We start from the raw sequence: 12,354 nt of genomic DNA, 5'->3' as shown, positions 1-12,354 counted from the left end.
GTCCGGTCTCCTCAGTGGCCGTGCTCGGCTTCGCTCTTCCCGAGCTCGGCCTTGAGGAGGAAGCTGTTGCCGACGACGACCTCTTCCCCCGGCGACAGGCCGGAGACGACCTCCACCGCGTCGTCGTCGGCGCGGCCGAGTTCGACCTCGCGCTTGGCGAAGCCGTCGGGCACCCGCACGAAGACCACGCGCTTGCCCTCGATCGTCTGGAGCGCCGACTTCGGCAGGCGCACGGCGACGGCATCCTCCGCGATCCCGATCTCGGCGGTGACGTAGGTGCCGGGGCGCCACGCCATGTCCTCGTTCGGCAGCGCCACGACGACACGCGCCGAGCGGGTCTCGGTGTTGAGGAGCGGGCTCACGAAGATCACCCGGCCCCGGCCGACCGGCGCCTCGGCCCCCTGCCCCCGCCGCACCGCCACGGGGGCGCCGTCGCGCACGTCCGGGAGGTCGGCGGTCGAGACCGCGAGGTCGATCCAGACGCTCGACAGGTCGGCGACCGTGTAGAGGTCGGCGGGGTCGCCCTCCTTGCCCACCGCCGTGCCGACATCGACCTTGCGCTCCACGATCCGCCCGCCGAGCGGCGCGCGCAACTCGTACTGACGCAGGGTCGAGGCGTTGGGGGTCGCCTCGTCGCGCTTCTGCGCGGCGGCGACCTCGGCGGCGTTGAGGCCGAGCGCCGAAAGCTTCTGCCGGGCGAGGTCCAGGCGCAGCTGGTTCTCCTGGAACAGGGCGCGGGCGTTCTGCCACGCGGCCTCGGAGACGGCGCGGGAGGCGAGCAGCTTCTCCTGGCGCTCGAAATTGGCCTTCTGCAGCTCCGACTGGACGAGGGCCGTCAGGTAGTCGCTCTTGGCGTCGGCGACCTCGCGGCTGTCGAGGATCGCCACCACGTCGCCCTTGGCGACCGTGTCGCCCAGGCGCTTGCGCATCTGCGAGACCGTGCCGACCACCCGCGCCGGGACGCGGGCGATGCGGTCGGCGTCGGGCGTCACCGTGCCGGGTACGAGAACGTGACGGGACAGGATCCCGCCGCGCACCGGCACCACCGCGATCTCCTGATCGCGGATCTGCTCCGGCGTCATCCTGACGAGCCCTTCGCCCGCCTCCGCCGGGCCGTGATCGTGATCGTCAGTGTGGGCGGCCGGGGTCGGGGCCGGCGGGGACTCCCTGGCCGGGCCGAGGGACAGGGGGATGGCGGCGCCCGCGAGGAGGCCGGCGGCCACGAGGGCCGCGCTCGGAAGGATGCGCATGGAACAGGCTCGGCCGGGATCGCGGGCGTCAGGGCCTCGCGCGATCGGTTGCACGGAAGGGACGGATCGGACCCACGCGGGTCCGCGTCGCCTCAGGCGCGGGGGGGCCGGGGGAGCCTGTCGGGGACGACCGAGGAGGCCGTCGCATGGGTGCGGGCGTAGCGCGGGCGCGGCGAGGCGGCGGGCGGGGCGAGGCCCGCCTCGCAGGGGGTCGCGCTCACGTGGCAGCCGCAATGGGCATGGCAGACGAGGCCAGGATCGGCTGCCTGATGCGCGGCCTCCGCAACGGCGCCGGCCTGTCCGAGGGCGAGTTCGGCCCCGTCATGGTGCCCGTGGAAGGCCAGATCCTCCGCGAGCCCGGCCGCCGGCGCCGCGAGGGCCAGGGCGAGGACGAGCGCGATCATCCGGGCGGCGGCCTGCCACCACCCGCCAGCCGCTCCTGGGGCACCGAAGGCCCCCTGTCGACGTGCCGCGATCATCCTCCCTCCTTATGGGCGATGTGCGGCGTCGGCACAAGCAATGCCCCTCTCATTGCTTGAGTTACATTGATAGAACACGCGAAATAATCAACAAAGATGATATATGATGCCACGCCTAAAACCGACGCCAAGAATGATCTCGGCACAATTCAGACCGTGTTAATGAGATTGCGCGGCGGCGCTGTATAGGAATTGTCAACAACAACCGGGCATTGTGTCCGGCGGGAAGCGGCGCGGCCGTGCTCCCCGGTGTCGCTCTCGCGCAGGCCACACGCCGGCCAGGGGTTTCAGGATGTTCAGCACGGCAGGCATCTCCGACGAGGCCGAGGCGGCGGCGCGGATCGGGACGGTGGCGTCCATCGACGGGCTGAAGGTCAACCTCGCCCTCGAATCGCAGGCCGGCCGGCCGAGCCACCGGGTCACGGTCGGACGGTTCGTGCGCGTCCAGGCCGGCGGCGCGATCCTCGTCGGCATCATCACCGCCCTCACCTCGCGCAGCGAGCCCGGCGGCGGGCTGTCTGCCTTCGCGGGCCTCGACCTCCTGGGCGAAATCCTCACCGAGGGCGGGGAGAAGCGGTTCCGCCGGGGCGTGGCCCGCTATCCGGCCATCGGCGACGAGGTCGACTTGCTTCCGCGCGCCGACGTGCGCGCGATCTACCAAGTGTCCGGCGGCGACAACGTGCCGGTCGGGACCCTCTACATGGACCCCGAGACCCCGGCGAGCATCCGGGTCAACGACCTCCTGTCCAAGCACTTCGCCGTGCTGGGGGCGACCGGGGTCGGCAAGTCGAGCGGCGTCGCGGTGATCCTCGACCGGGTGATGGGGGTGCACCAGTCCGTGCGCGTCTTCCTCCTCGACGTGCACAACGAATACGCTTCCTGCTTCGGGGACAGGGCGAACATCGTCACCCCGCGCAACCTCAAACTGCCGTTCTGGCTGTTCAACCTCGAAGAGATCACCGACGTCATCTATGGCGGCCGCCCGCCGGTCGACGAGGAGATCGAGATCCTCGCCGAGGTGATCCCCCTCGCGAAGACCAAGTACCTCCAATACAAGGAGGTCGCCGACCGGCAGATCGTGAAGCGGGGCCTCAACAAGAACGCCGGCTTCACCGTCGACACGCCGGTCCCCTACACCCTCCAGGACCTGACGCTCCTCATCGACGAGCGGATGGGCCGCCTGGAGAACCGCGCCTCGCGGATGCACTACCACCGGCTGATCTCGCGGATCGAGACGATCCGCAACGATCCCCGCTACGGGTTCATGTTCGAGAACGCCAATGTCGGCGGCGACATGATGGGCGAACTCCTGGCCCACCTGTTCCGGCTGGAACCGGACGGGCGGCCGATGACCATCATGCAGCTCGCCGGCCTGCCGACCGAGGTGGTCGATGCGGTGGTCTGCGTCCTCTGCCGCCTCGCCTTCGAGTTCGGGATCTGGAGCGAGGGCGCGGTGCCGCTGCTCCTCGTCTGCGAGGAGGCCCACCGCTACGCCTCGGCGGACCGCTCCGTCGGCTTCACCCCCACCCGCCGCGCCCTGTCGCGGATCGCCCGCGAGGGCCGCAAGCATGGGGTCTTCCTCGGCCTCGTCACCCAGCGCCCGGCCGAGCTCGACCCGGCGATCATCTCCCAATGCAGCACCCTGTTCGCCATGCGCATGACGAACGAGCGCGACCAGGCCTTCCTGGCCGCCGCCGTGTCGGACGCGGTGAACCTCCTCGCCTTCGTGCCCTCCCTCGGGACGGGCGAGGTGATCGCCTTCGGCGAGGGCGTGCCGGTGCCCGCGCGCATGACCTTCAGCCAGCTGCCCCCGGGGCGCCAGCCGCGCAACGACGTGAGCGGGCGGATGCCGGAGGAAGGGCGGGCGCAGGCCGGCGGCCCCTTCGTCGGCGCGGTGGTGGAGCGCTGGCGCGCCGCCACCATGAGCAAGCCCTCCGGCCTCGACGGCGAAGGTTCGGTCGCCGCGCGGCTCGCCCGCGAGGCCGGCCCGGAGCAGGGCAACGCCCCCGCCCTGGACCAGGCCCACCGCCGGCTGCTGCGCCGCCCGCTGGAAGCCGGCGACACCGTCTCCGGCCCGGCCGAGGCCGGCAGCCGCCTCGTCCGGTCGCTGTGGCAGCAGGAGTGAGCGTGAGCGAGCCGGCCCATCCCAGCCACCGCCGTCACCTCCTCGAGTGCGCCATCCAGGCGCTGCCCGTGGGCATGGTCGTGCACGACGCGCAGGGCCATTGCATCCTGGCGAACGCCGCCGCGCGGCTCCTCGACCCCGAGGCGACCCTCGACCTGCCTGCCCCCGACGGCCCCCCGGCCGCCGGCCGCGCGGTGGCCGAGGTCGGCGACCGGGTCGTGGAGGCGCAGGCACGTCCCCTTTCCGTGGACAGCGAGGACTTCACCCTCACCACCCTCCTCGACGTCACCCAGCACCACCGCATCCAGCGCGACCTGATCGGCCGGGCCTATATCGACGCGCTCACCGGCCTGCCGAACCGGCTGATGTTCGAGCAGAGCATCGAGGAACTGATCGCCGGGGCGCAGCTCTCGGACCGCTTCGCCCTGGCCTTCATCGACCTCGACAACTTCAAGCACATCAACGACTATTACAGCCACGCGGCCGGCGACACGCTGCTGCGCAAGGTGGCGGACCGGATCCGGGGCTCTCTGCGCCCGAGCGACATGCTCGCCCGCCTCGGCGGCGACGAGTTCGTGCTGCTCCTCAACCCGGTCCTCGACCGCGACGCGACGCTCGCCTGCGTCTCCGAGATCTCGGAGCGGCTGAAGCAGCCCTTCTTCATCGACGGCCACGAGATCTTCGCCTCGGCCTCCATGGGCCTGAGCCTCTTCCCCGACCACGGCACCGCCTACGAGACCCTGCGGCGCCAGGCCGACAGCGCGATGTACCGGGTGAAGGGCAGCGTGAAGGGCGGCGTCAGCGTCTTCGAGGAGGCGATGAGCCAGGCGGCCACCGCCCGCATGGCGGTGGAGCAGCGCCTACGGCTTGCCATCCGCGACCGCTGCTTCTGCTGCGCCTTCCAGCCCAAGGTCGACATGCGCACCCATGCCGTGAAGGGCGTGGAGGTGCTGCTGCGCTGGCGCGACGAACTCGGCGTGATCCAGGCGCCGGGAGATTTCGTCGGCCTCGCCATCGAGCTCGGGCTCATCAACGAGATCACCCTGCAGGTGCTCGCCGAGACGGTGCGCGCCATCCCCGACCTCGACGACATGTTCGGGTCCGAGATCACGGTGAGCCTCAACATCGCGGCCAAGCAGGCCTGCGACGTGCCGTTCATGACGGCCTTCTGCGAATCCCTCGGCCAGACCGGCCTCGCCCCGCGCTTCATCCTCGAACTGACCGAGGAGGCGTTCTTCACCAAGGGCCGGTTCCAGCGGGAGGTGCTGCCGCGCATCCGCGCCATCGGCGCCCGCGTCTCCATCGACGATTTCGGGGTGGGCTATTCCTCGCTGGCCGCGCTGGCCGAGATCACGGCGGACGAGTTGAAGATCGACCGGTCCTTCATCACGGACATCCACAAGCGCCCGCGCAGCCAGATCGTGCTCAAGGCGATCGAGTCCCTCGGGATGGCGCTCGGCATGTCGGTCGTGGCCGAGGGCGTCGAGACCCACGAGGAGCTCGCCTACCTCCTCGCCGCCACCCAGATCCGCTGCGCGCAGGGCTATTACTTCGCCCGGCCGATGCTGATCGACCAGATCCGCATGGAGCACGTCCGCCATACCGGCGAGCGCCCGGTGGAACGCCAGCGCCGCGCCGGCACGATGCGCGAGCCGCTGATGCGCCGGCACGGGTGAGGGATTCGACCAGTATCGCCGAGGGCGCCAACACGTTTGAAGCGCTTTTCGATTTTGCACGATAGTATCGCGCAAATGATATATCGAAGATAGATCTTCAGCGCGACGATTGGTAAAAGCGCGGGTGTGCGATTCGGGGAGCGTCGCCATGCCCTATACGATCCGCGCCGAGCGGAATGCCCAACCCCGCTCGGAGACCCGGGTGCAGCCATCGAGCGCGGTGGTCCTGGCCATGCGCTGGGCGGAGGAGGGCTACCAGACCATCCGCATCATCGACGAGGCCGGCCGCACTCTCGACATCCGGACGGCGCAGCAGCGCCTCGCCCGGGGCCTTCGCCTCTGAGGGCGATCCCCCCGGTTCGAGGGCCGGCCGGGGTCACGCGGCCGCCGGGATCGCCTGCGCCGGATCGAGGAACTGCACGTTCATCGTCGAGGCCGCGCGGTGCCGCGTCGCGCAGGCGAAGCGGCGGCCATCCGTGTCGATGACGAGGTCGAACCGTTCCGGCACCCGCCCGTGCGCGGGCACGTGCAGCCGGGCGCCGCCCTGGGTCAGGTCGCGGATCGAGCAGGCGAGCGGCTCCTGCCCCGCCGCGTGGATATGGGCCGGCAGGAGGACACGGTTGCGGCGCTCCGAGCGGCGCTCCTCCATGCCCGCCGTCCAATCGTCCAGGCTGGTGCCGATGGTGGAGACGCCCTCCGCCGCCTGCCGCATGCTGGCGAGGATGTCCCCGGTGGCGCGCGACTGGTCGTCCATCGAGGTCTTCACCCCATCGACATGGGCGCTGATCGTGCCGATCGCGGCGGTGATCGAGGCGAGCGTCGCCGCCACCTCCGCCGAGACCGCCTGCATCCCCACCACCTCGCCGCCGATCCGGGCGGTGGCGGCGGCGGCCTGCCCCGCCAGGGCCTTCACCTCCGTGGCGACCACGGCGAAGCCCCGGCCGGCCTCCCCCGCCCGCGCCGCCTCGATGGTGGCGTTCAGCGCCAGCAAATTGATCTGCTGGGCGATGCCCGCGATCATCGTCGCGACGTCGCCCATCGCGCCCGCCGCCGCCGTGAGCCGTTCGGTCGCCCGGTCGGCCTCGCCCGCCCGTCCCTGGATGTCGTCCACGACCTCCTTCGAGCGGGCCATGCTGTCCGTGATGGCGTGCGCGGCGATGTTCATGTGCTCGGCCGCGCCGGTGATGGCCTGGACATGCGCCAGCGTCCCCTCGGCCGCGTCGATGGCCGTCGAGCGCGCCGTCATGTTGGCGGTGACGTCGGTGGCGTATTTCACGATCTTGGTCAGCCGCCCGGCCGGATCGAAGATCGGGTTGTAGCTCGCCTGGATCCAGACCGCGCGGCCGCCCTTGCCGACGCGCTGGAACAGGCCGGCGGCGAAGGCGCCCCCGCGCAGCCGGTCCCAGAAGGCGGCGTAATCGGCGGATTGCGCGTAGCCGGGCTCCACGAACATCGCGTGCGCGCGCCCCCGCACCTCCTCGATCGTGTAGCCGACCGTCTTGAGGAAGTTAGCGTTGGCATCGAGCACCGTGGCGTCGGGCGCGAACTCGATGACCGCCTGGGAGCGGTGCACGGCGGCGAGCTGGCCGGTGGCGTCGGCGGTGCGCAGCTTCTGCTCGGTGATGTCGGTGGCGAACTTCACCACCTTCATCGGCACCCCGTCGCGGTCGCAGATCGGGTTGTAGGTCGCCTGGATCCAGATCTCCCGCCGGCCCTTGGCGATGCGCCGGAACTCGCCGGAGGCGAACTCGCCCCGGCCGAGGCGGTCCCAGAAGCCGCGATACTCCGCGCCCGCCTGCTCGGCGGGATCCACGAACAGGCTGTGGTGGCGCCCCTGGATCTCGTCGAGCCGGTAGCCGACCGCGGCGAGGAAATTGGCGTTGGCGGTCAGGATCGTGCCGTCGAGGGCGAACTCGATGACCGCCTGGGAGCGGTGCAGGGCGTCGAGCTGGCCGTCGTGGTCGATGGCACGCAGGACCTGATCCGTGACGTCGGAGGCGAACTTGACCACGCGGACGACCCGCCCGGCCCTGTCGAGCACGGGGTTGTAGGTTGCCTGGATCCAGACCGTCCGCCCGTCCTTGGTGATGCACCGGAACTCGCGCGTCTGCGCTTGCCCCTGTCGCAGCCCGTCCCAGAAGGCGCGGTAGGCGTCGCTCGCGTGCTCGGCCGGGGGCACGAACAGGCTGTGGTGCCGGCCCTCCACCTCCGCCAGAGTGTAGCCCATCAGGGCGAGGAAGTTGGCATTGGCGGTCTGGATGGTCCCGTCCGGTGTGAACTCGATCCGGGCCCGCGACCTGTCGAGCGCCGCCATCAGGGCGCGAAGGTCTGTTTCGAAGAGGCGCACCCGAACGTCCCCACCACCGCAACTCTTGTAAGACGAGTTCTAGAGGATGGACGTTAAACGATCATCACCGGAACTATCTTCACTATCTCCTGTGCTGCGTGCTGTTGACGCAATATAACTCAGATCAGCAAGATGTCGTGAGAGGGGACTTGCCTCCCTGAAGATGGCGTGAGCGGCGCCGTTCGGCCGGCGCCCGCCGTCGGCGCCGGCCCCGGGCGGGGTCTAGAAGTCCCGCTGCACCCGCGCCCGCACCTGGACCGCATCGACCTGGCTGGCGGTCGCCACCGGGTTGGCGGCGTTGTTGACGAAGGCCGGGTTCTGGTTGGGAAACCGGCCGAGGTCGAGGATGCGGCCCTTCTGCGGCCCGTAGCGGGTGTAGATCGCCTCGACGCCGATATCGAACTCCTTGACCGGCGACCAGATCAGGTTGGCGCCGACGACGAAGCGGTAGCTGTCGCGCAGCACCTGGCTCAGGTCGAAGAACCGGGTGCCGGGGGTGCCCGGCCCCGTGTTGGTGAAGCTGAAGAACGCACCCTGCGCCTCGCGCGCCCCCCGGGCGAAGGTCATGGCGCCGTAGGAGCCGAAGAGGGCCGAACGCACCGAGGGCGTCCAGTAATGCAGCATCGCGGCGGTGAAGGAGATGCTCGACGTCAGTTCGAGGCGGTTGGTGAAGGGGTTGATCACGCCGTCGTTGAAGAACTGCGAGAAGGCCGCCCCCTGGATCGCCGTGGCCGCCTGCGCCCAGGGCCCGTTATAGGCCGGCAGCCCCGTATACAGCGCGGCGCCCTCCCCGTAGGCGGCCTGCAGGTAGAGGGAATCGCCCGCCGCGATGAAGGGCAGGTTGACCTTCAGGCCGCCCTGCACCGCGAAGCCGAGGGCCGAGGCCGGGCCGCGCGGCGCTTGGTTGTTCCCGAGCGTGACGGGTGCCCCGAGATTCGTGCCCGTGAAGGAGAAGCTGTCCATCTGGCCGTGATTGACCTCGTGCAGGGCGCCCGAGACCTGCGCCGAGCCCCAGGATTGGTCGTAGCGCAGCACGCCGATCACGTCCGGCATGCGGTTGCGCTGGACCGTGTCCACGAAGCCGAGGCCGGTCGGGCGGCCGGCGGCGTCGAACCCGACGAAGATCGGCGTGACCGGGTTCGCCGGGCCGAAGACTTGGGCCCCGGAATCGACCACCGACCGGGGCACCGCGTTCTGGGCCGAGTAGACAGGCGTGTGGCGGAAGGAGGGATCCTCCACCGAGAGCGTCGCGGACAGACCCTTGCCCATCGTCGCCGTGTAGGCGGCGAGGTTGGTCGAGGGGATGTCCGAGCCCATCGTGGCGACGATGAACTCGAAATCGTGGGCGTAGAAGTCGAAGAACGACGAGGCGCGGCCGGCGGTGACTCCGGCGAACTGCACGAAGGCCTTGTCGACGGTGAATTGCTGCTGGACCCGCCCGATTTGGTCGAGGCCGGTGGCGGGGAAGGCTCCGCCGATCCGGTTCAGCGCCCCGGCATGCATCGTGGCGAAGCCGGTGCGGCTGCCGGTATCGAGGCGCAGGAAGGAGCGCAGGGTGCCGTAGTCCGTCTGGGTCCGGGCATCGAGGTTGATGCGGGCGCGGGCTTGGTAGCCGCTGTAATCCCCCGGCGTGGCGCCGGCATTGTTGCCGCTGCGGCTGAAGGAGGGCTGGTAGGCGTATTCGAAGCGCGCCCGGCCCGAGAGGCGCAGGCAGGTATCCGTGCCGGGAATGTAGAAGAAGGCGACGCCGTAGGTCGAGCAGATCCGCACGCTTTCGAAGGCCGGCGCGCCCCGCCGGTCGGGCAGTTCCGCCGCCTGCGCGGGCAGGCTCAGCAACCCCGCCGCACCCGCCAGAAGGCCCCTGGTTCCCCGCCCTGCCCGGTGCCCCGGACGTCTCACGCCACGCACACGCCTCTTGCCCACCATTCCACCATCCGCATCTTGCCCCCTTCAACAGGACGTCTCGCGGCGACGGAACAATCCCGGCCTGGGGCCGTCCCCCGGCGGTGGGAACCGCCTGCAAGAGCGCGATGGCACCTCGCCGTGCGGGCTCCCTATTCGGCGAGCACGAAGACGAGGCCGAGGATCGCGACGAGCAGCGCCCCGCCCGCGAGATACTCGCGCGAATCCTCCGTCAGACGCCTCCCCGCGCCGACGCCCGCGAGGCCGGCCACCGCAAGGGCGAGGATCAGACAGCCGAGCCCCAGCAGGTCGGTGATCTGGACGGGCGGCAGCATGGGTCGGTCCTCCCTCGGACGGGGCGTCAAGGCGACGAAAAGGGCCCGGACGCCGGTCCGGACCCTCCTCTTCGTGCAGCGAGGGGTGAACCCCTCGGATCAGGCCGTCGCGACCCGGTTCAGGGGGGTGATCGTGGCGGGGAGCTGCGCCTCCGCCACGACGCGCTTGCGCCAGGGCTTGAGCACCGCGATCGCCAGGACCGAGGCGAGGATGTTGGCCCCGGCCGCCGCCAGGAACACGCCGTCCCAGTTGCCGGAGCTCTGCTGCAGGTAGTTGGCGAAGGGCACGAGCAGGGCGGCCGTCCCCTTGGCCGTGTAGAGCAGGCCGGCATTCGTGGCGGCGAACTTCGAGCCGAACGTGTCGGTGCAGGTCGAGGGGAACAGCGAGTAGATCTCGCCCCAGGCGAAGAACACGAACCCCGACAGGAGCACGAACCACAGGGGATCGCTGCCCCAGAGGTAGAGCATGTAGATGCCGAACCCTTCCATCGCGAAGGCGATGAACATCGTGTTCTCGCGCCCGATCCGGTCCGAGACCCAGCCGAAGAACGGCCGCGTCAGGCCGTTGAGCACGCGGTCGATCGTGGCGGCGAAGGTGATGGCCACCATCGTCACGCCGAACAGCGTCACCGGCACCTTGTCGACGTGGATGTCGGCGGCGATCGGCTTCAGGTTGGCGGTGATCATCAGGCCGCCGGCGCCCACGATGACGAACATGAAGTACATGAGCCAGAAGATCGGCTGGCGCACCACCTCGCTCGGCGTGTAGTTGCGCCGCGTCTGGATGACGGCGGAGTTGGTCGTCGCCTCCGGGACCTGCCCGCTCTTCGGGGAGAGCAGGAAGAAGGCCAGCGCGGCCACGATCAGGCCCTGGCCGATGCCGAAGTAGAAGAACGCGGCCTGGAAGCCCTTGTCGGCGATCATCCACTGGATCGGGGCGACGGTGAGGGCGGAGCCGGCGCCGAAGCCCGCCGCGGTGATGCCCGAGGCCAGACCGCGCTTGTCGGGGAACCATTTCAGCGCGTTGCCGACGCAGGTCCCGTAGACCGCGCCCGCGCCGATGCCGGCGACGATCTGGCCGAGATAGAACATGCCGAGCGTCCCGGCATAGGCATTGATGACCCAACCGATGCCGCAGAGGGCACCGCCGAACAGGACCACGACCTTGGGGCCGTACTTGTCCACGAACCAGCCCTCGACCGGCACGAGCCAGGTCTCGAACAGCACGAACAGGGTGAAGGCCCATTGGATCGCGGCGCGGTCGAAGCCGAACGTCTTCTGGATCTCGGGGACGAAGAAGGTCCAGCCGTACTGCAGGTTGGCGATCATGACCATGCAGACGACGCCGAGGACGAGCTGCATCCAGCGGAACCCGTCGCTGACCCGTTGCGGAACTGCCTCAGTTGGTTGTGGCATCGGATAACCTCCCTGCTGAGTGACTGAACCGCAGCCCGCAGCGTTAGATTCTGTTTTTTGATGAGTCTGACAAATTCTATCAGCGTGTGCGATGCTAGTTTGGCGTAATCACAAGCATAAAGCGCATCGATACCGCCGGCCGAAGCAGCATCGAACGAGTGCACAAGTCTTCACTCCGTCCGGAACACGGCGGACGACAGACCCCATACGACGACAGACTCACCTGTCGACTCTTGTATGTGGTATACCAACGATATCGCATGACAGGTCAGCGTCAAGCGCATGTCGCAACAATTCGTTTTTGCGATGCGAAAGACCGGCGCGGATCCCACTCTGGCCGCCAAATCAGCATTCGACGATGTGGGGGTATTGCGGACTTAGAGATGGGCGACAGAAGGCCGTCCCGAACCGCTCTCGCGTTAGGATTTTGCTGAAATAAGGAAAACTTATAATATTGCTTGCTTCAGACGGGCCTGAAGCAAAGTCCGAACGTCCGGCGAGGAAGGCTTACGATCCGTCTCGCTCAGCGCCGATTGTCGGGCCTAAGAACGAGCGCTGGCGGAGGGAGCGGGACAATCGTCCCCGGCCGCCAGCATCAGTGAAATCAACGACTTAAACAGGAGAGCTGCGCTTGCGGTGTAGCAGCCCGGTGTAGCAATTATCAATCCCGGCCGATGGGCCATTTACCTATGCCGCATCCCAGTGAAACCGGTTTCACTGACTTCCCGAGTGGGCTGACCAATCGGGCTTCGAACTGGTGTTCGCGGCCCGTACTCGTGGCGGGGAGACCGATAACTAGTGGCGAGTACCTGTCCCAGCGCTCG

Annotated in this window: 9 protein-coding genes; 3 read left to right on the top strand and 6 right to left on the bottom strand. The window is 69.1% G+C overall.

The annotated features are described in order from the left end of the window. Positions 1–11 precede the first annotated feature (11 nt). Both ACXJ1Y_RS06470 and ACXJ1Y_RS06465 read right to left on the bottom strand, forming a co-directional pair. Positions 12–1,250 carry an efflux RND transporter periplasmic adaptor subunit gene (locus tag ACXJ1Y_RS06470; protein WP_463849285.1) on the bottom strand — a complete coding sequence of 413 codons (1,239 nt, stop codon included), beginning with the start codon at positions 1,248–1,250 and terminating at the stop codon, positions 12–14. A gap of 92 nt (positions 1,251–1,342) precedes the next feature. Next, complete coding sequence (locus ACXJ1Y_RS06465) at positions 1,343–1,729, bottom strand: hypothetical protein (RefSeq protein ID WP_463849284.1); 387 nt, start codon at positions 1,727–1,729, stop codon at positions 1,343–1,345. Positions 1,730–2,021: 292 nt separating this feature from the next. On the opposite strand from ACXJ1Y_RS06465, the gene ACXJ1Y_RS06460 reads away from it, so the two are divergent. From ACXJ1Y_RS06460 to ACXJ1Y_RS06450, 3 genes are all read left to right on the top strand, one after another. Continuing rightward, on the top strand, positions 2,022–3,854 hold the full coding sequence (locus ACXJ1Y_RS06460; protein ID WP_463849283.1) for an ATP-binding protein: 1,833 nt from the start codon (positions 2,022–2,024) through the stop codon (positions 3,852–3,854). Between the two features lie 2 nt (positions 3,855–3,856). Further along, positions 3,857–5,530 (top strand): putative bifunctional diguanylate cyclase/phosphodiesterase, encoded by a 1,674-nt coding sequence (locus tag ACXJ1Y_RS06455; protein WP_463849282.1) that lies wholly within the window; start codon positions 3,857–3,859, stop codon positions 5,528–5,530. A gap of 148 nt (positions 5,531–5,678) precedes the next feature. Continuing rightward, positions 5,679–5,873 carry a hypothetical protein gene (locus ACXJ1Y_RS06450; protein ID WP_243954180.1) on the top strand — a complete coding sequence of 65 codons (195 nt, stop codon included), beginning with the start codon at positions 5,679–5,681 and terminating at the stop codon, positions 5,871–5,873. 33 nt (positions 5,874–5,906) lie between these two features. Here the strand turns inward: ACXJ1Y_RS06450 and ACXJ1Y_RS06445 are convergent, their stop codons facing one another. From ACXJ1Y_RS06445 to oxlT, 4 genes are all read right to left on the bottom strand, one after another. Beyond that, a complete protein-coding gene (locus tag ACXJ1Y_RS06445) occupies positions 5,907–7,877 on the bottom strand; it encodes a methyl-accepting chemotaxis protein (RefSeq protein ID WP_463849281.1) in 1,971 nt (656 codons plus the stop codon). Between the two features lie 222 nt (positions 7,878–8,099). Continuing rightward, on the bottom strand, positions 8,100–9,803 hold the full coding sequence (locus tag ACXJ1Y_RS06440; RefSeq protein ID WP_463849280.1) for a porin: 1,704 nt from the start codon (positions 9,801–9,803) through the stop codon (positions 8,100–8,102). A 128-nt stretch (positions 9,804–9,931) separates the two neighbouring features. Then, complete coding sequence (locus tag ACXJ1Y_RS06435; protein WP_463849279.1) at positions 9,932–10,114, bottom strand: hypothetical protein; 183 nt, start codon at positions 10,112–10,114, stop codon at positions 9,932–9,934. Between the two features lie 99 nt (positions 10,115–10,213). Next, positions 10,214–11,530 (bottom strand): oxalate/formate MFS antiporter, encoded by a 1,317-nt coding sequence (gene oxlT, locus ACXJ1Y_RS06430; protein WP_463849278.1) that lies wholly within the window; start codon positions 11,528–11,530, stop codon positions 10,214–10,216. Between the last annotated feature and the right edge of the window lie 824 nt (positions 11,531–12,354).

This window comes from Methylobacterium sp. TK26 (assembly GCF_055361565.1).
This window is presented reverse-complemented; position numbering and strand designations above follow the sequence as displayed.